Annotated in this window: 22 protein-coding genes and 1 pseudogene; 16 read left to right on the top strand and 7 right to left on the bottom strand. The window is 71.2% G+C overall.

From position 1 onward, the window contains the following. Positions 1-118 precede the first annotated feature (118 nt). On the bottom strand, positions 119-1,450 hold the full coding sequence (locus HKK72_RS15980; RefSeq protein WP_187235159.1) for a nitrate/nitrite transporter: 1,332 nt from the start codon (positions 1,448-1,450) through the stop codon (positions 119-121). A gap of 228 nt (positions 1,451-1,678) precedes the next feature. Here HKK72_RS15980 and HKK72_RS15975 point away from each other — a divergent pair, with 228 nt between their 5' ends. The 6 genes from HKK72_RS15975 (at position 1,679) to HKK72_RS15950 (ending at position 10,053) form a co-directional block, all read left to right on the top strand. Continuing rightward, complete coding sequence (locus HKK72_RS15975) at positions 1,679-3,769, top strand: molybdopterin oxidoreductase family protein (protein ID WP_187235158.1); 2,091 nt, start codon at positions 1,679-1,681, stop codon at positions 3,767-3,769. Positions 3,770-3,786: 17 nt separating this feature from the next. Then, complete coding sequence (locus tag HKK72_RS15970) at positions 3,787-5,202, top strand: FAD-dependent oxidoreductase (RefSeq protein WP_315987283.1); 1,416 nt, start codon at positions 3,787-3,789, stop codon at positions 5,200-5,202. 131 nt (positions 5,203-5,333) lie between these two features. Then, entirely contained in the window at positions 5,334-7,820 is a 2,487-nt protein-coding gene (gene nirB, locus HKK72_RS15965; protein ID WP_187235156.1) for a nitrite reductase large subunit NirB, read from the top strand. Further along, a complete protein-coding gene (gene nirD / locus HKK72_RS15960; protein ID WP_187235155.1) occupies positions 7,817-8,155 on the top strand; it encodes a nitrite reductase small subunit NirD in 339 nt (112 codons plus the stop codon). The genes nirB and nirD overlap by 4 nt, the downstream gene beginning before the upstream one ends. Further along, positions 8,152-9,318 carry a uroporphyrinogen-III synthase gene (locus HKK72_RS15955; protein ID WP_315987282.1) on the top strand — a complete coding sequence of 389 codons (1,167 nt, stop codon included), beginning with the start codon at positions 8,152-8,154 and terminating at the stop codon, positions 9,316-9,318. Before nirD ends, HKK72_RS15955 begins: the two co-directional genes overlap by 4 nt. Positions 9,319-9,330: 12 nt before the next feature. After that, positions 9,331-10,053 (top strand): sirohydrochlorin chelatase, encoded by a 723-nt coding sequence (locus HKK72_RS15950; RefSeq protein WP_187235154.1) that lies wholly within the window; start codon positions 9,331-9,333, stop codon positions 10,051-10,053. 41 nt (positions 10,054-10,094) lie between these two features. Here HKK72_RS15950 and HKK72_RS15945 read toward each other — a convergent pair whose 3' ends face one another. Next, complete coding sequence (locus tag HKK72_RS15945; protein WP_187235153.1) at positions 10,095-10,535, bottom strand: winged helix-turn-helix transcriptional regulator; 441 nt, start codon at positions 10,533-10,535, stop codon at positions 10,095-10,097. 78 nt (positions 10,536-10,613) lie between these two features. On the opposite strand from HKK72_RS15945, the gene HKK72_RS15940 reads away from it, so the two are divergent. Beyond that, positions 10,614-11,489, top strand: a complete 876-nt coding sequence (locus HKK72_RS15940) for an NmrA family NAD(P)-binding protein (RefSeq protein ID WP_187235152.1) — start codon at positions 10,614-10,616, stop codon at positions 11,487-11,489. A 99-nt stretch (positions 11,490-11,588) separates the two neighbouring features. On the opposite strand, the gene HKK72_RS15935 is transcribed toward HKK72_RS15940, so the two are convergent. Next, on the bottom strand, positions 11,589-12,089 hold the full coding sequence (locus tag HKK72_RS15935; protein WP_187235151.1) for a MarR family winged helix-turn-helix transcriptional regulator: 501 nt from the start codon (positions 12,087-12,089) through the stop codon (positions 11,589-11,591). 104 nt (positions 12,090-12,193) lie between these two features. Here HKK72_RS15935 and HKK72_RS15930 point away from each other — a divergent pair. Next, positions 12,194-13,000, top strand: a pseudogene (locus HKK72_RS15930) (EamA family transporter); the annotation flags it as partial. Positions 13,001-13,140: 140 nt separating this feature from the next. On the opposite strand, the gene HKK72_RS41015 reads toward HKK72_RS15930, so the two are convergent. Beyond that, positions 13,141-13,797, bottom strand: coding sequence for a response regulator (locus tag HKK72_RS41015; protein WP_187235162.1), 657 nt, complete (start codon positions 13,795-13,797; stop codon positions 13,141-13,143). A gap of 4 nt (positions 13,798-13,801) precedes the next feature. Then, positions 13,802-14,998: a sensor histidine kinase gene (locus HKK72_RS42170; protein WP_187235150.1), complete on the bottom strand. Its 1,197-nt coding sequence runs from the start codon at positions 14,996-14,998 to the stop codon at positions 13,802-13,804. Between the two features lie 193 nt (positions 14,999-15,191). Between HKK72_RS42170 and HKK72_RS15915 the strand changes: the two genes are divergently transcribed. The 7 genes from HKK72_RS15915 to HKK72_RS42165 all read left to right on the top strand — a co-directional run bounded on the left by HKK72_RS15915 (position 15,192) and on the right by HKK72_RS42165 (position 20,613). Further along, positions 15,192-15,551, top strand: a complete 360-nt coding sequence (locus tag HKK72_RS15915; RefSeq protein WP_187235149.1) for a hypothetical protein — start codon at positions 15,192-15,194, stop codon at positions 15,549-15,551. Between the two features lie 207 nt (positions 15,552-15,758). Further along, positions 15,759-17,576, top strand: coding sequence for a C2 family cysteine protease (locus HKK72_RS15910; RefSeq protein ID WP_187235148.1), 1,818 nt, complete (start codon positions 15,759-15,761; stop codon positions 17,574-17,576). A 104-nt stretch (positions 17,577-17,680) separates the two neighbouring features. Continuing rightward, a complete protein-coding gene (locus HKK72_RS15905; protein ID WP_187235147.1) occupies positions 17,681-17,962 on the top strand; it encodes a hypothetical protein in 282 nt (93 codons plus the stop codon). A 148-nt stretch (positions 17,963-18,110) separates the two neighbouring features. Next, on the top strand, positions 18,111-19,046 hold the full coding sequence (locus tag HKK72_RS15900; protein WP_187235146.1) for an ABC transporter ATP-binding protein: 936 nt from the start codon (positions 18,111-18,113) through the stop codon (positions 19,044-19,046). Then, entirely contained in the window at positions 19,043-19,897 is an 855-nt protein-coding gene (locus HKK72_RS15895) for an ABC transporter permease (RefSeq protein ID WP_187235145.1), read from the top strand. The genes HKK72_RS15900 and HKK72_RS15895 overlap by 4 nt, the downstream gene beginning before the upstream one ends. 195 nt (positions 19,898-20,092) lie before the next feature. Next, positions 20,093-20,320 carry a hypothetical protein gene (locus tag HKK72_RS15890; protein ID WP_187235144.1) on the top strand — a complete coding sequence of 76 codons (228 nt, stop codon included), beginning with the start codon at positions 20,093-20,095 and terminating at the stop codon, positions 20,318-20,320. Then, positions 20,317-20,613: a sigma factor-like helix-turn-helix DNA-binding protein gene (locus HKK72_RS42165; RefSeq protein WP_222720769.1), complete on the top strand. Its 297-nt coding sequence runs from the start codon at positions 20,317-20,319 to the stop codon at positions 20,611-20,613. The genes HKK72_RS15890 and HKK72_RS42165 overlap by 4 nt, the downstream gene beginning before the upstream one ends. Here HKK72_RS42165 and HKK72_RS15880 read toward each other — a convergent pair whose 3' ends face one another. Together HKK72_RS15880 and HKK72_RS15875 are read right to left on the bottom strand one after the other, a co-directional pair. Then, positions 20,614-21,465: a YceI family protein gene (locus HKK72_RS15880; RefSeq protein WP_187235143.1), complete on the bottom strand. Its 852-nt coding sequence runs from the start codon at positions 21,463-21,465 to the stop codon at positions 20,614-20,616. Further along, entirely contained in the window at positions 21,458-23,977 is a 2,520-nt protein-coding gene (locus tag HKK72_RS15875; protein ID WP_187235142.1) for an MFS transporter, read from the bottom strand. Before HKK72_RS15875 ends, HKK72_RS15880 begins: the two co-directional genes overlap by 8 nt. Positions 23,978-24,540: 563 nt before the next feature. Here HKK72_RS15875 and HKK72_RS15870 point away from each other — a divergent pair. Then, positions 24,541-24,804 carry a choice-of-anchor I domain-containing protein gene (locus HKK72_RS15870; RefSeq protein WP_187235141.1) on the top strand — a complete coding sequence of 88 codons (264 nt, stop codon included), beginning with the start codon at positions 24,541-24,543 and terminating at the stop codon, positions 24,802-24,804. The last annotated feature ends 39 nt before the right edge of the window (positions 24,805-24,843 follow it).

The raw sequence follows: 24,843 nt of genomic DNA, 5'->3' as shown, positions 1-24,843 counted from the left end.
ACTGTGGATCACACCCACCGGCCACTGGTACCTCAACGGCCCCGACCCCTGACCGGCCACCGGGGACCGACCCCGGACCATGCCGCTCACTCGGTGGCTCCGGTGGGTCGCCGCGGAGTCAAACGCCGGGTAGCCGCCGGGACGACGCGCGCAGATAGACCACCCAGGTCAGGGCGAAGCACAGGACGTAGAACGCGATGAAGGCGAGGTAGGCGGCGTTGCCGGTCTTGTAGGTCAGGAAGGACTGCCGGAAGGCCAGGTTGACCAGCACGCCGCCGAAGGCGCCGACGGCACCGGCGATGCCGAGCAGCGCCCCCGACAGCCGCCGGGCCTCGTCGGCCACCGAGGTCTTCGCCCGGAAGATCGCCGGAATCATCTTGTACGTCGAACCGTTGCCGATCCCGCTGAAGACGAACAGCATCATGAAGCCCGCGATGAACAGCGGCAGCGACGTGCGCGTCGAGGCGAGGAGCACCACGCTCGCGCTGAGCGCCATCGCCGCGAAGGTCCAGGACGTCACCTTCGCTCCGCCCAGGCGATCCGCCGCCCAGCCGCCGACCGGTCGGATCAGCGACCCCAGCAGCGGCCCCAGGAACGTCAGGTACGCCGCCTTGATCGGGGTCTCGAAATCGGCCGCGAACTGCACCTGGAGCACCTGGCCGAAGGCGAATCCGAAGCCGATGAACGAGCCGAAGGTGCCGATGTACAGGACGGACATGATCCAGGTGTGCGCGTCCCGGGCCACGTCGCGCATCGCCCGCCTGTCGTTGCGCACCCCCGCGAGGTCGTCCATCCGCAGTGCGGCGGCCAGGGCGGCCGCGGCGATCAGCGGTATGTAGATCCCGGCCACCAGGCGCGGATTCCCCGCGCCCGCCGTCGCCAGGACCGCCAGGCCCACGAGCTGCACCACCGCGACCCCGAGGTTGCCGCCGCCCGCGTTCACTCCGAGCGCCCAGCCCTTGAGGCGCTGAGGGTAGAAGGCGTTGATGTTCGCCATCGAGGAGGCGAAGTTGCCACCGCCGACACCCGCGACCGCGGCGATCGCCAGCAGGACGCCGTACGACACCCCGGGCTCGATCAGCACGGCCGCCAGGATCGCGGGAATCAGCAGCAGCGCCGCGCTGATGACGGTCCACCTGCGCCCCCCGAACACGGCGACCGCGAACGTGTACGGCAGCCGCAGCACCGCGCCGAGCGCCGTGGGCACCATCGTGAGCACGAACTTGCCGGCCGGGTCGATGCCGTACTCCGGCCCGAGGAACAGCACCAGCACCGACCAGAGGCTCCAGACGGAGAAACCGATGTGCTCGGCGAAGATGGAGAAGACGAGGTTGCGCCGGGCGACCTTCGCACCGGTCCTGTTCCAGAACTCCCGGTCCTCGGGCCGCCAGTCGGTGACCCAACGTCCACCCGCACCCGTGCCCGGAAGGTCCTGCTCGATGACCGCCATGGAGACCTCCTGATTGGTCGACTGGCCTGGACGGTAGGAACCGGGGATTTCCGGAGTACGGACGGGGTGATGCGGCGGTGTTGACTTTCGTTCACCCGGCGAGATCCGTGCTGTGAGGAAGCCGGGAGCCGGGCCGCACAACGCGGTCACACCCACGGTGAAGCGCATGTAGCGGCCGGGTAACGCGCGGGACGCGGGGGCGAAACCCGCCGGGCACACGATCGCCACATGTCTCCGACGGCAACGCACTGCCCGTACTGCGCACTGCAGTGCGGCATGTTCGTCGACGCGGGGACCATCACACCGCGCGACGACATCCCGGCGAACAGCGGTGGGGCGCTCTGCCAGAAGGGCTGGACGGCCGGCGAGCTGCTGACCGCCCCGGACCGGATCACCGTTCCGCTGATGCGCGCGCACCGTGACGCCCCGCTCGAAGAGGTCTCATGGCACGCGGCGCTGGAGCGGATCGCCGCCGAGATCCACCGGATCCAGCGGGCGCACGGCCCGGACGCCGTCGCGGTGTTCGGCGGCGGCGGGCTCACCAACGAGAAGGCCTACCAGCTCGGCAAGTTCGCCCGCGTCGCCCTGCGCACGGCCAACATCGACTACAACGGCCGCTTCTGCATGTCGTCGGCCGCAGCGGCGCAGAATCGCGCGTTCGGGCTGGACCGCGGGCTGCCGGTGCCGATCAACGATGTGGCCGAGGCCGACGTGATCCTGCTGGCCGGGGGCAACGTCGCCGAGACGATGCCGCCGTTCGTCCGTCACCTCACCGCGCAACGGGACAGGGGCGGGCGGCTCATCGTCATCGACCCCAGGAACACGTCGACGGCCCGTCGGGCGGACCTGCACCTGCAGGTGACGCCCGGAACCGACCTCGCGCTCGCCAACGGGCTCCTGCATCTGGCGATCGCCGAGGGCCTGATCGACGAGGGGTACCTCGCCCGGCGCACGAGAGGGTTCGAGGCCGTCCGTACCGTGGTCAACGCGTACTGGCCCGAGCGGGTCGAACGGATCACCGGCGTGCCGGTGCCGCTGATGCGCGAGGCCGTGCGCCTACTCGGCACCGCCGCCACGGCGCTCGTCCTCACCGCGCGCGGCGCCGAGCAGCACGCCACGGGCACCGACACCGTGACCGCCTTCATCAACCTGGCGCTGGGACTCGGTCTGCCCGGGCGGCGCGGCTCCGGCTTCGGCTGCCTGACCGGACAGGGCAACGGGCAGGGCGGGCGGGAGCACGGGCAGAAGGCCGACCAGCTGCCCGGTTATCGCAGGATCGACGACCCGGCGGCGCGGGAGCACGTCGCACGCGTCTGGGGGGTCGAGCCTGGCGACCTGCCCGGTCCCGGCCTGTCCGCGACCGAACTGCTCGGCGCGCTCGGCACCACCGGCGGGCCGCGCGCGCTGCTGGTGTTCGGCTCCAACCCGGTGGTGTCCGCGCCGGACTCCACCCGCGTCGAGGAACGCCTCGCCGCGCTCGACCTCCTCGTCGTGGCCGACTTCCTGCCGTCCGAGACGGCCGTGCGCGCCGACGTGGTGCTGCCGACGGCGCAGTGGGCGGAGGAGACCGGCACGATCACGAACCTGGAGGGCCGGGTCCTGCTACGCCAGGCCGCCCAGCCCGCGCCCGCCGGGGTACGCGGCGACCTAGAGATCATCGCCGCGCTGGCCGAGCGCCTGAAGGCCGCCGGGCGCTACGCCACCGAGCCCGAGGAGGTCTTCGAGGAGCTCCGCACCGCCAGCGCGGGCGGGCTCGCCGACTACTCCGGCATCACGTACGAGCGGATCGTGAAAGAGACCGGGGTCTTCTGGCCCTGCCCGGGTGAGGGACACCCCGGCACACCACGGGTCTTCCTGGACCGCTTCGCCACACCGGACGGCCGCGCCCGCCTGATCGCGGTCGAGCACCGCGGCCCGGCGGAGGACGTGTGCGACGCCTATCCGCTCTACCTGACCACCGGGCGCGTCCTGGCCCATTACCAGAGCGGAACGCAGACCAGGCGGGTGCGTGCGCTGCTCGACGCCGTGCCCGACGCCTATGTCGAGCTCCATTCCGATCTCGCCGGGCGGCTCGACGTCGCCGACGGCACATCCGTCCGGGTCACCAGCCGGCGGGGCAGCGTGGTCGCCGCGGTCCGGGTCAGTGAGGCGATCCGGCGCGACACCGTGTTCATGCCCTTCCACTGGGCCGGTGCCGCGCGGGCCAATCTGCTCACCAATCCGGCGCTCGATCCGACGTCGCGGATGCCCGAGTTCAAGGTCTGCGCCGTCCGCGTCGAGAAGATCCACGTCGAGAAGATCCGCGCGGAGATGGCCTGATGCGAGGGGGAGCGCCGGTGCGCATCGTGATCGTCGGCAACGGCATGGCGGGCTCGCGGCTGGTCTCGGAGCTCAGGGCCAGGGATCGGAATCAGCGGATCACGGTCTTCGGCGCCGAGGCGTGGCAGCCGTACAACCGGGTCCTGCTGTCGAGCATGCTGACGGGGGCCGCGCGGGCCGGCGACATCCGCCTCATCGACCCCGGGTGGTATACCGCCAACGACGTCGACGCCCGGCTCGGTGCCGAGGTCACCGGCATCGACCGGGAGCGGAAGGTGGTCTTCTCCGCCGACGGGGACGTCACGCCGTACGACAGGCTGGTGCTCGCGACCGGCAGCGCGCCGGTCGTCCCGCCGCTTCCGGGGCTGGACGCCGACGGCGTCGTCGCGTTCCGCACGATCGACGACTGCCAGGCGATTCTGCGCCACGCCGAAACGGCCCGCAGCGCGGTCGTGGTCGGCGGAGGACTCCTCGGTCTCGAAGCGGCGCGCGGTCTGGCCGGGCGCGGGCTGCGCGTCACCGTCGTCCACGTCGCCGGGCACCTGATGGACCGGCAGCTCGATGCGGAGGCCGGCGATGTCCTCCAGCGCACCATCGCCGGACTCGGCGTGGGCACGCTGGTCGGTGCCCGGCTGACCGCCGCGCACACCGAGCACGGTCGTGTCACCGGTGTCGAGCTCGACGACGGCACCGTCCTCCCCGCGGACCTGGTCGTCCTCGCCTGCGGTGTGCGGCCCGTGACGGGCCTGGCCCGGGCGGCGGGCCTGACCGTCGATCGCGGCGTGGTCGTCGACGACCGGCTGCGCTCCGTCGACGACCCCTTCGTTCACGCGATCGGCGAGTGCGCCCAGCACCAGGGCAACGTGTACGGGCTCGTGGCCCCGGCATGGGAGCAGGCGGCGATCCTGGCCGACGTCCTGACCGGCGGCGACGCGCGCTACACCGGATCCCGGCTGGTGACGCGACTCAAGGCGGCCGGGATCGAGCTGGCCGCGATGGGCGAGACCGGTCTCGGCGACGATGAGGCCGAGGTGGTCCGATTCACCGATCCGACCCGCGGGACGTACAAGAAGGTCGTCATCAGAGGCGACCGGCTGGTCGGCGCGATCCTGCTCGGCGAGACCGGAACGGCCGGGCTGCTCACCCAGCTGTACGACCGCGTGGCGCCGCTGCCCGCGGACCGGCTCGGGCTGCTGTTCCCGGGACTGTCGGCGGCGACCCCCGCCGACACGCCGGTACGGATCCCGGACGCGGCGACCGTGTGCGACTGCAACAACGTGACCAAGGGCCGCATCCGCGCGTGCTGGGAGGCCGGGGCCCGGGAGGTCTCCGCCGTCGCCGCCCAGACCAGGGCGACCACCGGCTGCGGGGGCTGCCGGGACGCGGTCGAGGGAATCCTCGGGTGGCTCGACGCCCAAGAGACCGTGCGGTGAGCCGACGCCCGGCCTCACACCTCGGTGCGGGCGGGCGTGAGCGGCTTCTAGCAGTTCGGTAACAGCCGGGACTCCGGCTGGAAACGCCGCGTCGCCAGGATCGCGGTGAGCCGTGTCAGGAGGTTGATCGGATGGCCGACCATCTCGTCGTCGTTGGGCACGGCCCGGCGGCCCACCGCCTGGTCGAGGCCTTGCTCGAGCGTGACACCGAGGGCCGGTGGCAGATCACCGTCGTCGGCGAGGAACCCCGCCCGGCCTACGACCGGGTGGCCCTGACGTCCTATCTCACCGAGGGCGCTGATCTCGCGTATCCACCGCATGGCGAGGCCGTGACACTGCACACCGGTGACCGGGTCATCGCCGTCGATCGCGGGGCGCGCACGGTCACGACCGAGGCGGAGCGGGTCCTGCGCTACGACGCCCTGGTACTGGCCACCGGGTCGGTCCCGTTCGTCCCGCCGGTGCCGGGCGCCGAGACCGCCCTCGTCTACCGGACCATCGACGACCTCGACGACCTCCGCGCCGCCGTCACGCGGCCGGCCGCCCTCGCGCCGGGACGCCGGGTGTCCGGGGTGGTCGTCGGTGGTGGCCTGCTCGGGCTCGAAGCGGCGCGGGCCATGCAGGGCCTCGGTGCCGACACGTACGTCGTCGAGGTCGCGCCCTGGCTGATGCCCCGGCAGCTCGACGAGGGCGGCGGGGCGATGCTGAGGCGGCACATCGAGGAGCTCGGCCTGCGCGTGCACGCCGGGGCCGGGCTGGAACGCATCGAGGAGGACCACGAGACCCGGTCCGTGCACCTCGCCGACGGCACCGTCATCGAGGCCGACGTCGTCGTCTTCTCGGCCGGCATCCGGCCGCGCGACGACCTCGCTCGCGCCGGTGGGCTCGCGGTGGGCGAGCGGGGCGGGATCGTCGTCGACGACACCTGCCGCACCGAGGACCCGCGGGTCTTCGCGATCGGCGAGTGCGCGCTGGTGAACGGCATGGTGTACGGGCTGGTCGGGCCGGGCTTCACGATGGCCGAGGTGGTCGCCGACCGCCTACTCGGCGGAGACGCGCGGTTCACCGGCGCCGACCTGTCCACCCGGCTCAAGCTCATGGGCGTCGAGGTGGCGAGCTTCGGCGACCCGTCCGCGGACGCGCTCGACGTCACCTACACCGATCCGGTCGCCGGGATCTACAAGCGGCTGGTCGTCAGCGACGACGCGCAGACCCTTCTGGGCGGGGTGCTGGTGGGCGACGCGTCGTCGTACCCGTCGCTGCGCGCGTACGTGGGTGCGAAGCTGCCCGGTACCCCGGAACAGGCGCTGTTCGGCGCGACCGAGGCCGCGGGCGGCGGCCCGCTGCCGGAGGCCACGGTCATCTGCAGTTGCAACAATGTCAGCGCCGGGGCGATCCGCTCGGCCATCGCCCGCGACGGCCTCACCGACGTGCCCGCCGTGAAGGCCTGCACCAGAGCCGGAACCGGTTGCGGCAGTTGCGTGCCGCTGGTGAAGAACATCCTCGACGCCGAGCTCACCGCCGCCGGGATCGAGGTGAGCAGGGCACTGTGCGAGCACTTCGATCACAGCCGTGCCGAGCTGTTCGACATCGCCCGGGTGCGGGGCATCACGACGTTCGGCCGGCTGATCGCCGAGCACGGGCGGGGGCGCGGCTGCGACATCTGCAAACCCGTGGTCGCGTCGATCCTCGCCAGTCTCGGCAACGGTCACATCCTGGCCGGCGAGCAGGGCGGCCTGCAGGACACCAACGATCACTTCCTCGCGAACCTCCAGAAGAACGGCACCTACTCCGTGGTGCCGCGGATCCCCGGTGGTGAGATCACGCCCGAGAAGCTGATCGTCATCGGTGAGGTCGCCCGTGAGTTCGGCCTCTACACCAAGATCACAGGGGCTCAGCGGATCGACCTGTTCGGGGCCCGGATCGAGCAGCTCCCGCGCATCTGGAAGCGCCTGACCGACGCGGGCTTCGAGTCCGGGCACGCGTACGGCAAGGCGCTGCGCACCGTGAAGTCGTGCGTCGGCTCCACCTGGTGCCGCTACGGCGTACAGGACTCGGTCGCCCTCGCCATCCGCCTGGAGCTGCGCTACCGGGGCCTGCGCGCCCCACACAAGATCAAGTCGGCGGTGTCCGGGTGCGCGAGGGAGTGCGCGGAGGCGCAGAGCAAGGACTTCGGGATCATCGCGACCGAGAACGGCTGGAACCTGTACCTGGCGGGGAACGGCGGGATGCGGCCGCGCCACGCGGACCTGTTCGCCACCGACCTCGACGAGCCGACACTGATCCGGTACATCGACCGGTTCCTGATGTTCTACATCCGTACCGCCGACCGGCTGCAGCGCACCGCCTCGTGGCTGGAGGGCCTCGACGGCGGCATGGACTACCTGCGCGAGGTCATCGTCGACGACCGCCTCGGCATCTGCGCCGAGCTCGACGCGGCGATCGCCGGGCACGTCGAGGGCTACACCGACGAATGGCGCGCGACGCTCGATGATCCGGAGAAACTGCGCCGATTCGTGTCGTTCATCAACGCGCCAGGGACCCCCGATCCGAGCATCGTCTTCACACCCGAACGCGACCAGATCAAGCCCGTTCTACTGGAGGTGATGACGCCGTGACCCTGACCGCCACACGCTGGGCGGAGATCTGCCACTACGACGATCTGCTCCCCGAGCGCGGTGAATGCGCGCTGGTCGGAGGCCAGCAGGTCGCGATCTTCCGAACCCACGACGGACGGCTCTTCGCGCTGCACAACCGGGATCCGTTCAGCGGGGCGTACGTCCTCGCCCGCGGGATCGTCGGCTCGCGGGGCGGGTACGCCACGGTGGCCTCGCCGATGTACAAACAGGTCTTCGACCTGGCGACCGGACGTTGCCTCGACGACGCCGACGTCTCGGTGCCGACGTTCCGCATCAGGCTCGACGGCACCCGCGTGGAGGTGGCCGAGCCGTGAGCCAGGAGCCCTTGGCCGGATTCACCGTGGGCGTCACGGCGGCCCGCCGCCATGAGGAGCTCGTGGCGCTGCTGGAACGCCGTGGAGCCCAGGTGGTGTACGCCCCCGCGATCCGGCTGATGCCGCTGGCCGACGACTCCGCGCTCCTCGCCGCCACCCGCGAAACGCTCGCGCATCCGGTCGACGACGTGGTCGTCACCACCGGCATCGGCCTGCGGGCATGGCTCGAGACCGCCGACGGCTGGGGCCTGCGCGACGCCCTGATCGGACACCTGAACGGCACCCGGATCCTCGCGCGCGGGCCGAAGGCGCGCGGAGCCGTACGCGCGGCCGGGATGACCGAAGCGTGGTCACCGGAGTCGGAGAGCTGCGAGGAGGTCCTCAGTCACCTCCTGCGCGACGACGTCACCGGCCGGCGGATCGTCGTCCAGCTCTACGGTGAGCCGACCCCGCTGCTCACCGACCCGCTGCGCCGCGCCGGAGCCGAGGTACTGGAGATCCCGGTGTACCGGTGGGCATCGGCCGACGACCCGCTGCCCCTGCGCCGCCTCGTCGGCCACGCCGTCGCCGGCACCGTGGACGCGATCACCTTCACCAGCGCGCCCGCCGTCACCGCGACGCTCGCCGCCGCCGCGTCGGACGACGCGGAGGAGTCGCTGCTGAGCGCGCTGCGCACCCAGGTGGTCGCCGCGTGCGTGGGACCGGTGACGGCCCGCCCGCTGGACGAGCGGGGCGTGCCGACGGTTTGCCCGGAACGCGCCCGGCTCGGCGCGCTGGTCCGGGCTCTGGTCGCCGAACTGCCGGTACGGCGGACCAGCCGGCTGGCCGTGCACGGTCATGCTCTGGAGCTTCGCGGGCACGCCGTCGTGGTCGACGGCCAACTACGCCCGATACCGCGTGCGCCGATGGCGATCCTCCAGGTGCTCGCGCGCCGTCCCGGCCACGTCGTCTCCCGCGCCGAGCTGCGCCGGGCACTGCCCAGCGGCTCACCCGGCGGCGGCCTGCTGACGGGCCGTCCGCGGGCCGACGAGCACGCGGTGGAGATGGCGGTGGCCAGGCTGCGCCGGTGTCTCGGCCGGAGCGGCCTCATCGAGACGGTGGTCAAACGCGGTTACCGGCTGGCCTGCGATCCGGCGCCCACGGCCCACGACCGGGCATCCTGAGGAGGGCGCGCGGTGACGCTGCTCGCGGTGGGTCACGGCACCCGCGACCCGGCGGGGGTCGCGACCGTTCGCGCCGTCCTGGACCGGGTCCGGTCGCTCCGGCCCGCGCTCACGGTGGCGGAGTCGTACGCCGAGATCACTGAGCCGTCCCTCGAAGCGGCGCTGACGGCGTTGCCGGGGCGGCCCCAGACCGGTCCGGTGGTGGCGGTTCCGCTGATGCTGGGCCGTGGCCACCACGCCTGCGCCGACATCCCGGGGCGGATCCGCGGCCGGGCCGTGGTCGCCCGCCCGCTCGGCCCGCATCCGCTGCTCACCGAGGTACTGGCCGAGCGCCTGCGCGAAACGCGCCCGGCCGACGCCATCGTGCTCGGAGCGGCCGGTACCTCGGACCCGTCGGGGGTCGCCGACGTCGCCGCCGCCGCGCGGCTCCTCGGCCGCCGTCTCGGCCGTACGGTGCCTTACGGCTTCGCGGCATCGGCCGGCCCGGCGCTCACCGACGTCGTGGCCGACCTGCGGGCGCGCGGCGCACGCCGGATCGCGATCGCCTCGTACCTCATCGCGCCGGGGTTCTTTCACGAACGTGTCCTCGCCGCCGGCGCCGACGACGTCAGCCGGCCGCTCGGCGTGCACCGCGCATTGGCGCGGCTCATCGTCCACCGGTACGACGAGGCGTTCGGGGCCGCAGCCGGCAGCGGCGTCGACCGGCCGGCCGAAGCGGCCCGCCGAGCGGGATGACCGAGAGCGGCCTGCACCGATCCGACCGGACATGCCCGCTGTCACCCGCGGTCGGCGTCCCACTGCCGTCGTGACACGGCTATCGCGTCCTTGTGATCACGTGACCAGTCGGCGAGGCCGGAGATCATCTCTGCGAGGCTCTCCCCCATCACGGTCAGCCGGTACTCCACCTGGGGCGGGATGGTCGCGTAGGCCGTGCGCTCGACGAGCCCGTCACGGCACAGCCTGCGGGTGGTGAGGGTCAGCATCCGCTGCGATATCCCCGGTATCGCCCGCTGCAGCTCGCGGAACCGCCGTACGCCCTTGGACAGCTCGACGACGACCAGAACGGTCCACCGGTCACCGATCCGGTCCAGGACCTCGCGGATGCCGCAGTCGTCATCGCCACACGGCCCGGTCTGCTCAACGTCGACCTGGGAATCCGCGCTGACCTGGGAATCCGTGCCGACCTGGGGGGTTACGGCGGTATGCCCGACGGACATGAGAGTGCCTCCTTACGGCGGCGACGAGCGGCCGCGATGCTGTGGACGGTCAACGAGCACAACACCTGGGGAGCACACATGATTCTCGTCACCGGCGTGTCCGGCGCACTCGGCGGACTGGTCCTCGACCGGCTCGCCCGCGTTCCCGGCCTCGATGTGGCAGGGGGGACCCGGACCGGCGACGGCACCAACACACGGCGGGTCGACTTCGACGAGCCCGGAACGCTGGCCGAGGCGTTCACCGGAGTCGAGGTGCTGGTGTTCGTCTCCGCGGGATATGCCGAGGACGACGTGGTGTTCACCCGCCATGGCGCGGTGATCGAGGCGGCCACCGAGGCGGGGATCCGGCACGTGATCTACACCAGCCTGGCCGGCTCCGGTGACCGGCTCACGATCGCGCTGGCCCACCGGTGGACCGAGGCCCGGCTGGCCGAGGCCCCGTTCGACGTCACGATCCTGCGCAACGGGCTCTACGCCGAGATCGCGGCCGGTATCGCGGCGGGAGCGGCTGGAACGGCCGCCGCCACCGGCGTGTTCGCGGCACCGTTCGGCGACGGCAAGGTCTCGGTCGTCGCCCGCGAAGACCTCGCTGACGTGGCCGCGCGGGTCGCCGCCGAAGCGCATGCCGACCTCGCCGCCGATGGTCGCCGCCGGCACGCCGGGCGTACGTACGAACTCGTCGGCACGACCTCTGTCGGCGGGGACGACATCGCGGCGATGCTCACCGAAGTGCTCGCCCGCCAGGTTCGGTACGAGACGGCATCGCTGACCGGGACCCGTGCCGCCCTGACCGAGGCCGGGCTCGAGCCGTACCAGGTGGGGCACTCGATCTCGATGTTCGCCAACCTCAACGCCGGTCTCCTGGAACAACGCGACAGCGACCTGCCCGCGCTGCTCGACGGGCCGCCGCGCCCGGTCCTGGACCTCGTCGCCGATGCGGTGCGGGTCCGCTGAGGCGATCCGACCGAGCCGATGTCACGTACGGTCGGCCGGTGGGCGGCATCCGAGCTGATCGGCGCCCGGCCCCGGCCGGTCAGAGCCGGAGGCGGCCGCCTACTCCAGTGACGTGTCGCCCATCGACTCCAGCAGCCCGCGCAACGTGCTGACCAGCTGATCCCGCTCCCCCGGGTCCAGGCCGGCCAACAGGCGCGCCTCGTTCGCCACGTGCAGCCCGACCAGTTCATCGACCGTCGCCAGTCCTCGTTCGGTGAGCCGGACCCGGACCGAGCGCCGATCCGTCCCGTCGGGTACCCGCTCGACCAGTTCCTTCGCGGCCAGCCGGTCGATCCGGTTGGTGATCGCTCCAGAGGTCACCATCGCCGCCCGGTTCAGGGCGCCCGCCGTCAGTTCGTACGGCGACCCGGCCCGGCGAAGTGTGGCCAGCACGTCGAACTCCCAGCCCTCCAGCCCGTGGCCGGCGAAGAACTCCTTCAGCTCCCGGTCCAGCAACCGCGACAACCTGGAGATCCGGCCGATGACGCCCATGGGCCACGGGTCCACATCGGGCCGCTCCCGCCGCCACTGGGCCAGCACCACGTCCACCGCGTCGCCCATGACACTCCCTTATCACTAAGAATCTTAACGTTCATCTACTTGACGTTGAGGTTCTCGCCGTGTTGTTATCTCAACGTTGAGATTATCAATAAGGAGTGATCCAGATGGCGATCATCGCCGCCCCGCGCGCAGGTTCCTCCCTTCCGAACGCCCGCGACCTCGCCGTCACCGGGCTCACCCCGCTCGCCTGGGGCTCGACCTACGTCGTCACCACGGAATTCCTGCCGCCCGACCGCCCGCTCTTCACCGCGCTGATGAGAGCGCTGCCGGCCGGGCTGGTGCTGCTCGCCGTCACCCGGGTGCTGCCGCGCGGCGTGTGGATCTGGCGGGCGGCGGTGCTCGGCGTACTGAACATCGGCGCGTTCTTCCCGCTTCTCTTCCTGGCCGCGTACCGGCTGCCCGGCGGGGTCGCGGCCCTGCTCGGCGCGGTGGGCCCGCTGTTCGCGCTGGCCTTCGCCGCCGCGCTGCTCGCCGAGCGGCCGACGACGCGCAAGCTGCTCGCCGGCCTCGCCGGGCTGCTCGGGGTCGGCCTGATCGTCCTGCGCGCCGACGCACGGCTCGACACCGCGGGAGTGCTCGCCGGGCTGGCCGGGGCCGCCTCCATGTCCGCCGGTACGGTGCTCACCAAGCGCTGGGGCCGCCCCGAGGGCGTCGGCGCGCTGAGCCTCACCGCCTGGCAGCTCACCGCGGGTGGGCTGCTGCTCACCCCCGTCGCCCTGCTGATCGAAGGCGCGCCGCCCAACCTCACCGGCGAGAACCTGCTCGGCTACACCTACCTCGGCGTCATCGGCACCGCCGTCGCGTACTGGGTCTGGTTCCGCGGCATCTCGCGCCTCCCCGCCACCTCGGTCGCCTTCCTCAGCCTGCTCAGCCCGCTGTCGGCCGCCGTCCTGGGCTGGGCGCTCCTCGGCCAGGACCTCACCCCGGTGCAGCTGCTCGGCATGGTCATCGCCTTCGGCGGCACGCTGCTCGGCCAGACGCAGCCGAGGCCCCCGGCCGCCGGCTCAACGCGGTGGCGTATGAAGGTCGCCCGGGTGACCAGGTTCTCGGCTCACGCGGGTGGGCCGAGGCCGGACTGCATGGCGAAGACGACGAGCTGCGCCCGGTCGCGAGCGTGCATCTTCAGCATCGCCCGGCTCACGTGGGTACGGATGGTCTCGCTGCTGACGACCAGCTGGGCGGCGATCTCGTCGTTCGACATGCCGGTGGCCACCCAGCCCACCACCTCGCGTTCGCGATCGGTCAGCCGCTCGACGCCCGGGTGCGCCACTGCCGCCGGGCCCGGCCGGGCGAAGCGGGCGATGACGCTGCGGGTGACCGAAGGCGACAGCAGCGATCCGCCGTCGGCGACGACGCGCACCGCCCGGAGCAGTTCCTCGGGCTCGGCGTCCTTGAGGACGAAACCGCTCGCCCCGGAGCGCAACGCCTCGAACACGTACTCGTCGAGTCCGAACGTCGTGAGCATCACGACCCGCACCGCACTGAGCGCGGGATCTCCGGAGATCTCGCGAAGCGCCGCCAGGCCGTCCATCTCCGGCATCCGGATGTCCATGAGCACCACGTCGGGAACCGCGGCTCGGACCCTGGCCACACCGGTGCGCCCGTCGGCACCCTCGCCCACGAGCTCGATGTCGGGTTCGGAGCCCAGCAGCGTGCGCACCCCGACGCGTACGAGCGCTTGATCGTCCACGACGACGACCCGGATCACTGGATCACCGGTCCTTCCCGCCGTACAGCGGCAGACATGCCTCGACCGCGAATCCGCCGGACGGGCGAGGGCCGGCGTGGAGCGTACCGCCGAGCGCCTCGGCCTGCGCCCGGATGCCGCGGATGCCGTGGCCACCGCCGTTCGCGCCGGGCCGGGCGCCGGCGGGGCCGACAGGCCCGCCCTCGGCGGTGTCGACCGGGCCAGTGTCGGTGACCTCGACGAGCAGCGTCCCGTCCTCGCAACCGACCCGGATCCGGGCCGCCGCGGCGCCGGCGTGCCGCAGCACATTGGTCAGGGACTCCTGCAGGATGCGGTAGGCGGCGGCGCTCACCTCCGGCGGCACCGCCGATAGATCGGGATCGATGTCCAAGCGCACGGCCACACCACCCGCCCGCACCCGGTCGGTGAGCCGGTCGAGGTCCCCGAGACCGGGGGCGGGCCGCCGCGCGGCCGCACCGGGGCTGCGCAGCACCTCCAGCTCGGCACGGAGGTTCTCCAGCGATTCACGACTGGTCGCCCGCACCGCCTCCATGGCGTCCCTGGCCCCTTGGGGATCTCGGTCGAGCACATGCAGCGCCACACCGGCCTGCATCGCGATGACCGCCAGCCCGTGACCGATGGAGTCGTGCAGATCCTGCGCCATCCGCAGCCGCTCCTCCGAGGCGACGCGACGAGCCAGCTCGACGCGCACCTTGCCCACCGACTCGCGGCGTACCCGGACCGCCGCGGCCACCGCGAGCGCGGCGGCGATGACCGCTCCCCAGGCGAGCGTGTGCCAGATCCTGTGCTCAAGGACGTCGGCGCCGCCCGGCTCACGCGCCCGCTTGGCGAACCCCGCGACGAGCAGTACGACGAAGTCCGCGGCGACCGCCACGCCTGCCCGGGGCAGCGGCCACCGCACCCCGACCCCGTACACCGCGGCGGGAACGGTCAGCAGGATGGGCCCGTACGGATACCCGACCGCGAGGTACGCGGTGACCACCGCTCCGTTGAGCGCCAGGCACAACCCCGGTCTGCGGCGCACGGCGAGCGACAGGGCCGCGGCGACCACCAGCACGTAGGCGAGGGCGTCAGGGGCCTGGGACGCCTGTGGCTGGAAGCCGGCGGCGGGCTCCGTACCGATCAAGCCCAGCACGAGAAAGAGCACGCAGAGCGATGCGTCCGGCAGCCAACGCCGCGCACCTTCCCTGACCCTCGTCACGACCTCGACGATAGAAGGCCGCGGGCGTTGGAGCATCCCCGGCCGGGCGTAGCCCCCGTACGCGATCCCGCGTAGCCACGGCGCGCCGCTGCGGGACGACCCGGCCGTCCCGCGCGAGTACCCTCGATGCGACGGGCCGGCGTGGCTGCCGGCGCGGCCGCTGGAGAAACTGACCGTCACGTTGTGGAGCTCGGTGACCGACGGGTTCGGGTCGACGCCAGGCGCCGACAACCGCTACCCGGCCGAGCGGCTCGTCGCCGCCGGCCGGCCCCTCGGTGTGCTCAACGCCGGGATCAGCGGCAACCTACTGCTCACCGACCATCCCTGCTCGGGCGGCGACCGTGGCCTCGCCCGGTTCGGCCATGACGTGCTCGACCAGCCCGGTGTGCGCTCCGTGATCGTGCTGCAGGGGACCAATGACATCGGCCTCGGCGGGCGCGACATCGGCTGCGCCGCTCCCCCGTGGTGTCGGTGGCTCAGCTCATCGACGGGCACCGGGAACTGGTCCGTGCCGCGCGCGCCCGCGGCATCAAGATCATTGGCGCGACGCTGACCCCGCGGATCCCGACGCGCTGCTGCCGGCCTACGACTCGGGCGACCATCTGCACCCGAACGACTCCGGGGCCCAGGCCATCGCCGCAGCGGCCGACCTGAACGTCCTCTGACCTCGCAGGGCGGCTCCGCACCGGCCCAAGGTAGGTCCAGTGGGCATGGGCCCTGAGACCCTGTTCCGGTCCTTAATGATCAAGATAATTCATATATGTCAAGACTTCGCCTCTCGGGGGCCGACCGTGGCGAAGGCGCGATCAGCCATCTCGGGGTGGTCCTGCTCGTCGCGGCCGTTTCGGGGGCCGTGGCGGTCAGCGGCCTTCCCGGGGTGGTGACCGGCGGAATCACGGGCGCGGTGTGCAGGGTGTCCGATCCCGCCTGCGACGACGGTCCGGCGTCGAAGCCGGTCGCCGACGCCGACGGCACCGCCAAGGACCGGCCCCCGGGGAAGGTGGGCGGCCGAGCCGCTGACGACGGATGCCGGTGGTTCGAATTCTTCTGCACAGCCGGTACACGGAAGGGCGCGCCCGCGAAGGCCGGTCAACCGTTCGCTCGTGCGGCATCGGCGGCCGCGACACCGAATACGGGGCTCGCGGTGGACGAGGAGAAGGTCGACGAGACCGTCGAGAAGGTTCGTGACGCCCTTGATGACAAGATCAGCGACGTCATCCTGCCTGAACAGATGCAGCCGATCATGGTGGCTCTGTCGAAGCTCCAAGGCCCCGACCTCGACGCGGCCATCGCCGCACTCAGCGACGACGAACTCAAAGAGATCTTCGCCAGCCGTACCGGATACTCCGGCACCGTCAACATGGACGCCGCGGACATCAGGGACAAGCTCACCGAGATCCTCCGCAACAATGCCTCCCCGGACACGCTGCGGCGACTGGCGGAACATGACTCCTCGCTGAATCCCGATGATCCGGGCAGCTTCGACACCACAAAGATCAAAAATGCGGCAGATCAGCTGCACGAGGTCGCCGAGGACATCAAGGGCGACCTCTTCGTCACGGCACGCGACATGAACGGCATCCACCGCGCCATCGACGGGCTGTCGTCCCGTGAACGTGACGCCGTCCTCGGCAGGCTCAGCGACGCCGATCTCAAAAAGATCTTCGGCACGACCGCCGCCGGTGAGGTCGAGCCGGATCGCCGAAAGATCACTGACAGCCTCATGCGCACCGCCCCGCTGGATCTGATCCGTCGGATCGCGAAATACGACTCGACCATCGAGCCGAGCCTTCCCGATGACAGTGAGGGCATCAAGTTGAAGCCGGTCAAGGGCGGAGTGCCGTTCATCAACGGGAATCTGTATCCAGTCGAACCGAGCGACGTCAGCCAGGGTCGGCTCGGCGACTGCTACTTCATAGCCTCGCTGGGTGCGCTCGCGTTGAAGCGGCCCGACATCATCCAGAAGGCCATCCGCGAGAACGCCAACGGCACCTATACCGTTACTTTGTTTCCAGGTAATGTGCGCACCGAGGTCACGGTGACTCCCGACCTTCCCACCGACGAAAACGGAAACCCCGCGTTCGCGGGTACCGGAGACATCGACTCGAACAGGGAAGAGATATGGCCAGGTCTCATGGAGAAGGCCTATGCGAAGATCAAGGGCGGGTATGGCGATATAGAGGGCGGGAAGTTCACTGATCGGTTCGGAGTGCTCACGGGTAAATCAAGAGAGGTCCGCAGCCCGGTTTTCCTGAGCATCCATACCGCCACATGGAACAAGCCGATCGACTTCGACGAGCTGGCCACCGAATTCAACTCCGGAAATCCGATAACCGCAGGGGTCGTCAACCCTATAGCCCAGCAACTGATAGGAAATGTCGGCCCGCCGACCGACTACGTTAAAAACGGCGAGATAACAACTGACCATGAGTATTTTTTGACAGAGGTGAACGAACAGGATAAAACGGTGACCGTGCAGAACCCTTGGGGCTCCAGTTATCCGGAGGTCACCATGTCATGGAAGGATTTCAGCGACACCTTCATCAACATCAGTATCGGATCCGTGGCAGCCAAATGAAAGTCTCCCTTCGGGAGGCCGCCATCGCTGTGGGTCTTGCCGCCTTCGTCGCCTCTCTGGCCGGGTGTTCCGGCGATCGAGAACCGAAGGCGAAGCCTTCCTCCATGTCCCCCTCACAACGGGCCTCGGTCGCGCGGACCGGCCCTGCCACCCAGAAACTGCGACCCGGTCACGGGCCCGTGTACGTGACCGACCTGCAGGTCGTCGTGGCGTCCGTACAGGGCCGCACCGCGTTGCTGCAGGTCACCGGCCCCGGTGAGGCCTTCCGCATCGTCAAGGGCGAACCCGGCACCAGCGTCAGGCTCACCCGCCACACCCTCACCGTCGTCGAGGTGACCGGCGCCCGACCGGCCGACCATGTCACCGTCACCGTGCGCCCCGGCTGAGCGCGACCATCCTGAGCAGAGAACTCGGCGGCTTGCGACCTCGCGTGACGGTCCCCGCCTCGGCGTAGGCCGCGTACCCGATCCTGCGTATCAGCGTGCCTCCGCTGAGGGGACGACGTGGCGGCCTGGTGCGGCGACGCTCTAAGCCATGAACACACTCACTGACACGGTCGCACCACCGGAGGCGGCGGCCGTTCGCACGCGGCTCCTGACGAAGAGCTACGGCGGCCACGTGGCCGTCGACGCGGTGAGCCTGACCGTGCGGCGCGGCGAGGTGTACGGCTTCCTCGGCCCGAACGGCGCCGGGAAGACCACCACGCTGCGCATGGTGCTCGGCCTGGTCCGCCCGACGAGCGGCACGGCCTCCGTGCTCGGGCTGGACCCCGGTGCCCCTGCCGCCATCGGCCGGATCGGCTCGCTCGTCGAAAGCCCCGGGTTCTACCCGTACCTCAGCGGCCGGGACAACCTGCGGGTGCTCGCCCGCTATCGCGGCCTCGGCGACGAGGAGGTCCGGCACGCGCTCGCGCAGGTCGACCTCTCCGCCCGCGCCGACGACCGGTTCAAGTCGTACTCGCTCGGCATGAAGCAGCGCCTCGGCGTGGCCGCGGCGCTGCTCGGCGACCCCGAGCTGCTCATCCTGGACGAGCCGACGAACGGGCTCGACCCCGCCGGCGTCAACGACATGCGGCGGCTCGTCGCCGACCTGGCCGCCGCCGGGCACACGGTGCTGCTGTCGAGCCACTTGCTCAGTGAGGTGCAGGAGGTGTGCGACCGCGTAGGGGTGATCTCGCGCGGCCGGCTCATCACCGAGGCGACCGTCAGCGAACTGCGCGGCGGTCAACGGCTGCTCGTGCGCGCCGACCCGATGGAGACCGCGCTGGCCGTCGGCATGCGGATCGCCGGCGACGACGCCGTCTCGGTCATCGATGGCGCGATGCGGCTCAGCATCGACCCGGGTCGCGCCGCCGAGGTCACCAGGGCCCTGGTGGCTGCGGAGGTCGACGTCCACGAGATACGCCCGTCCGAACGCTCCCTCGAAGAGGTGTTCTTCGAGATGACCGCCACCGAGGAGGACCAGCGATGATCACCGTGATGGTCAGCGCCCGCGCCGAGCTGCTCAGGCTGCGGCGCTGGCCGGCCCTGTGGGTGATGCTCGGCGTCTGGCTGCTGCTGAACATCATCTTCGACTACGTGTTCACCTATCTCGGCTATCGCAACGGCGGCGGCTTCGGCAGCGAGGGCGTCTCGCGCGAGGAACTGTTCGCCGGCCTCATGCCGGCCGCCGTACCGGAGGCGGTGGTGCAGGGCATGCCGATGTTCGGCGGTGCCATCATGCTGACTCTCGGCGCGCTCGCCGCGGGCAGCGGCTACGGGTGGGGGACCTGGAAGTCCGCGTTCACCCAGGGGCCCGGGCGGCTGGCCGTGGCGGCGGGCACGCTGGTCGCACTCGCCGTGATCGTCGTCGGCCTGGTCGTCGTGACGTTCGCCGTCGACCTGGGCATCTCCTCGACGTTGGCGACCATCGAGGGCCAGAGCATCGTCTGGCCGGCGGTGGACGACATCGTCCGCGCGCTCAGCGGCGGCGTCCTGATCCTCGGGATGTGGGTCGTGGCCGGAGTCGCCGTCGGCACCCTGTCACGGAGCCCCGCGCTCGCCGTCGGTCTCGGTGCCGTGTGGGTGCTCGTGGTCGAGAACCTGCTGCGCGGTGCGGGAACGCTGCTCGACTGGCTCGGGCCAGTGACCGACGTCATGCCCGGCACGGTGGCCGGCTCCTTCGCCGCGGCACTCGGCGCCACACCGGTGTCAGAGGAGGGCGGGACGCCAGGGGTGGTGACGAACCTGTCCGGCGGGCCCGCCGTCGCCCTCGCGCTCGCCTATCTCGTGGCCTTCGCCGTCATGACGGGAGCGCTGGTGAAAAGGCGCGACATCGACTGACGGCGGCCGGCCCTCACCAACGTCGGTACTGCGTACGCCGCGTTCGCCGAACGACGACCCGCGCTGTACGACGCGATGTTCGCCCACGCCGTCGACCTGCCGTTCGCCGGCCCGAGGCACCGGCCGCTCATCAGGTATGACCTGAGCGATGGCAAGTGAATGTCACACAAAGGCGCTCCATGTCGTCAAGAGGGCATGAGAATCGCCATTGTCGAAGGTACGGGGTCGCTCGGAGGCCGCGTCGCCGAGGAGTCGCGCTCGCGCGGGCATGGCGTGCGGGTACCGAGCCGGAGCGTGCCGGTGCCGGTGCCGCTTACCGGCCGGCTCGGGCGGGCGCTGCGCGGCGGGGCACTGACCGCCGAGCGGCCCGATGTACGCGGCGCGACGTCGTTCGCGACCTGGCTGACGGCGGAGCGGCGATGAGCGCGCCGCGCCCGCGTGACGGCGGAAACGCGCGCCACGACGGCGGCAGCGGGCGGCGCACGCCGGCCGGCGCGTCCGACCCCGCCGAACGGGTCACGCTGGAGGAGTCGTTGAGCATGGCCCTGCTCGTCGTACTCGAGCACCTGTCACCGGCCGAGCGCACGGCGTTCCTCCTGCACGACGTCTTCGGCATGACGTTCGACGAGGTCGCCGAGGTGGTCGGCCGGTCACCCGCCGCGGTACGCCGGCTCGCCTCGCGCGCCCGCCACCATGTCGATCACGGCCGGCGCTGATCAGCCTTCCGGCAACCGCTCCCCCTGGACCGCCTGGATGTCCAGCTCGACCCGGAGTGTGGTGCCGATGAGCCCGATGCCCGCGGACAGCACCTGGTTGTAGACGATCGCGAAGTCGGCGCGCTTCAGCTCGGTCGTCGCGCGGAACGCGGCGCGTGTACCGCCCCAGAGGTCGGGACCCGTGCCGAGGTAGGCCAGGTCGAGCTCCACCGGGCGCCGTACGTCCTTCAGCCCCAGCTCGCCGTGCACCGTCCAGCGGTCGTCGCCCGCAGGGACGACGCGCGTGCCGATGTAGGTGATGACCGGGAACCGCTCGACGTCCAGGAAGTCCGCGCTGCGCAGGTGGTCGTCACGCGTCTTGTTCACGGTGTCGACCGAGGCGGCCTTGATCTCGGCCGCCACCCGTGCCCGCTCGACGTGCTCGGCGATGTCGATCCGCCCGCCGAACTCCTCGAATCGCGCGTGGACGCTCGACAGGCCCAGGTGCTGCGCGGTGACGATGACGCTGGAGTGCGCGGGGTCGATGGTCCACGGCCCGGGGGGCGGCAGTTCCGTGCCGCCCCGGCGCTCCAGCGTCACCTTGCCGAGCTCCGCGGAGCCGGCCCGGCCGACCATCGCGGTGGCGGCCGAAGGCGCGTAGCCGACCGCCGTGATGATCGCCGTGTACGATCCGGGCGGCAGCGGGTCGGTACGCACCACGCCCTCGGCGTCCGCCTGCGCACGGGCGATCTGCCGCCCGGTCAGGTCGGCGACCGTGACGACCGCGTGCGGTATCGCCCAGCCGTTCTTGGTCACGACCCGCGTGCGCAGGCCCCGCTCGTCCACTGCCCCGTCCCGTCGCGTCTCAGGCATCGGCGGGGTGACCCAGTGTGAGACCGAATCCGCTCTCACCGGCCCCGTCGAGCGTCAGCGCGGCGGCGACCGGTGGGTAGCCGCTCGCGATCACGGTGTACTGACCGGGGTCCAGGTCCATGAAGGCGTACTCCCCGTCGGGTCCGGTGGTGGCCGTGCCGACGACGTCGCCCGTGGCGCCCACCAGGGTCACCCGCGCATCGCACAGCGGAGTGTTCGTCTCTCCGGCGCGGATGACGCCCTGCACCCGGGCACCGGCCTGGAGCTCGATCTGGCAGTGCGTGGTGCCCTGGCCCGCGACCTCGATCGGCACGGCGTTCGGCCGGTGGCCGCTCGCGCTCACCGCGATGACGAAGGCGCCCGGCACGAGGTCGTCGAACGAGAACGCGCCGCTCTCGCCCGTCGTGACGGAGCTGACGACTTCGCCGCGGACGTCGGTCACCACGACCATGGCGCTCGCCACCGGGGCCCCGGTGGTCGCGCTGAGCACGACGCCGTCGAGACCCGAGGTGCCCGCGAGGGTGAGGTCGTAGGAGAGCGACTCCTCGCCCACCACGACGGTGGCCACCTGCGGCTGGTGTCCGTCCGACGCGGCGATCAGCATGTACGTGCCGGCGCCGGGAACCGGCAGCGAGTAGGAGCCGTCGTTCTCGGCGGCGCCCCGCCCGACCTGGTGCCCGCCGAGGTCGATGAGGGTGAGCGCGGCTCGCGCGATCGGAACGCCCTCACCGGCCCAGATGTATCCGCGGATCCGGGGGGCCACGCCTCCGGCGGAGCCCCCGGCCCCGTTGCCGTTACTTACTCCGGCACCGTTGCCGTTACTTATTCCGACACCGTTGCCGCTACCGACGCCGCTGCCGTTGCCGCTACCGACACCGTTGCCGCCGGCCGATGCCCGCACCTCGCTCAACGTCAGCGGCCGCACCCGGCCGTCCTGGTCGTCGCTTCCGTACGGGTCGGTGCCCGCGCCGACCGAGACGAGCTCGCGGACCGGCGCCGTCTCTGCCGTGACCTCGGCCGCGAGCCGAGGCGTCTCCGTCGGATCGTCGACCTTCGAGACGACGTGCCGCCCGCGGCCCTTGTTGTTGATCAGTACGGCGACGACGAGCGCGGCCAGGACCAGTACGCCGACGGCCCACCACAGGGCCACGTTGAAACCGTGCACGAGAGCGACCGCCGCCACCTGCGGCGACGGGACGCCGTTCGCGTGCTCGACGAGGTAGTCCGCGGTCGCGGTCGCGGCGATGGTGTTGAGCAGCGCGGTGCCGATCGAGCCGCCGACCTGCTGCGAGGTGTTCACCATCGCCGACGCCACGCCCGCGTCGCGGGGGTCGACCCCGGCGGTGGCGAGGTTCATCGCCGGCATGAACGTCACGCCGAGCCCCAGGCCCAGCATCAGTTCGGCGGGCAGCAGCAGGTGCGTGTAGGGGGTGTCGACTTCGAGCTGGGTGAGCAGCCCCGCCCCGGCCGCGGCCAGCAGCAGGCCGGGCACCATCAGCAGGCGCGGCGGCACCCGGTTCATCAGGCGCGCGGCGATCTGCGTCGAACCGGTGATCATTGCTGCGGTCATCGGCAGGAAGGCCAGTCCGGACCTGACGGGTGAGTAGTCCTTGATGGTCTGCAGGTAGTACGTCATGAACAGGAAGAGCCCGAACATCCCGATCACTGACAGGCCGACGGACAGGTACGCGCCGCCACGCGTTCGGTCGACCACGACGCGCATCGGCAGCAGCGGGTGCTTGGTCAGGCTCTCGACGACGACGAAGGACACGAGGAGCACTCCGGCCGCGACGAACAGGCCGATGACACCGCCCTCGCCCCAGCCCTCTGACTCGGCGCGGGTGAAGGCGTACACCAGGGAGATCAGGCCCGCGGTGACCAGGACGACTCCGGGGACGTCCAGGTGGGACCGGTGCCGGGTGGCGGGTTCCTTGATGAACGACATGCCGCCGATGAAGCCGATGATGGCGATGGGCACGTTGACGTACAAGGCCCAGCGCCAGTTCAGGTACTCGGTCAGCACGCCGCCGAGGATCAGGCCGAGGGCGCTTCCGCCACCCGCGATCGCGCCGTAGATGCCGAACGCCTTCGCGCGCTCACGCGGGGTGGTGAAGGTCACCGCGAGCAGCGAGAGCGCGGACGGGGCGAGCAGCGCGCCGAACGCACCCTGCAGGGCACGGGCGGCGAGCAACAGTCCCTCGGTCTGCGCGGCGCCGCCGAGCGCCGACGCGCCGGCGAAGCCGACCAGGCCGATGAGGAAGGTCCGCTTGCGCCCGACGAGGTCGCCGATCCGGCCCCCGAAGAGGAGCAGGCCGCCGAAGGCGAGGGTGTAGGCCGTGATGACCCACTGGCGGTTGCCGTCGGAGATGTCCAGCGCTCGCTGCGCGGACGGCAGCGCGATGTTCACGATGGTGGCATCGAGGATGACCATCAGCTGGGCAAGGGCTATGAAGATCAGCGCGATCCAGCGCCGGGGAAAGGGGCTGTCAGGGGCCGGTTCAGTCGTCGACATGAAGAAAGTTGTCTCCGGTCAATGCGCGCGGCTCAGCGCCTGGACGAACGAACGAACGGCCGGGCGGGGACTGCTGCGGGGTCGGACAGAGTGTTCAGATATGGCGGGGGTCGAGCCGGCGATCGGTGCCTGCGGGCGGCTCGCCGATGAGCCGCTCGACGTGGTCGCCCGGCCACGTCGCTCACGCCGCTTCCGCCGTCTGAGGCGGTCAGGTGGGGCACTGGGGAAGCCGGGTCACGCTCGCTTCAGTCTGTATCAAGCGGCAATTTGTCCCTTTTACTCCCACCGAGCGTTGTGACCTGTGCCACCCCACACGCCCCGGCAAGCCAATGCTCACCCTCCGCACACGCGCCCTCGCCTATGCGCTGCACCGCAGAGACCGCAGCAGCCTGGTATTTCACCCCCCGGCCATCTGGATGACGGTGAGCATTCATGGCGTCTGACGACACTCCGCCACATGCGGACCACGAAGATCTCCCGGCTGACGGCCGTGGCCGGCACGGCCGCGGCGTGTCTGGCCCTCATCACCACTCCGGCGCAGGGAACGACCTCGCACGGTCACCATGACGGCACGCACCTACGCCTTCGCCGGGCTGGAGCGGGTCAGCGGGATCGTGGCCTATGACCTGAGCGACCCCCGTCGCCCCGTCCTCGCCGACTACGTCAGCACCCGTGACTTCGCGGGCTCTGTCGAGGACGGGACCGCGGGCGACGTGGGCCCCGAGGGCGTGCTGTTCGTTCCCGCCGGGGACAGCCCGACCCACCGGCCGCTGCTCGTCGTCGGCAACGAGGTGAGCGGCACCACCGCGATCTACGAGATCCGCTGAGGACTTACGGAATCGGCTGAGCTCCACGGTGATCTCGCA

It is taken from the genome of Actinomadura sp. HBU206391, assembly GCF_014323665.1.
Classification (GTDB): domain Bacteria; phylum Actinomycetota; class Actinomycetes; order Streptosporangiales; family Streptosporangiaceae; genus Actinomadura_C.
Note: the sequence above shows the minus strand (reverse complement) of the source record. Positions and strands in the feature narration are given on the sequence as shown.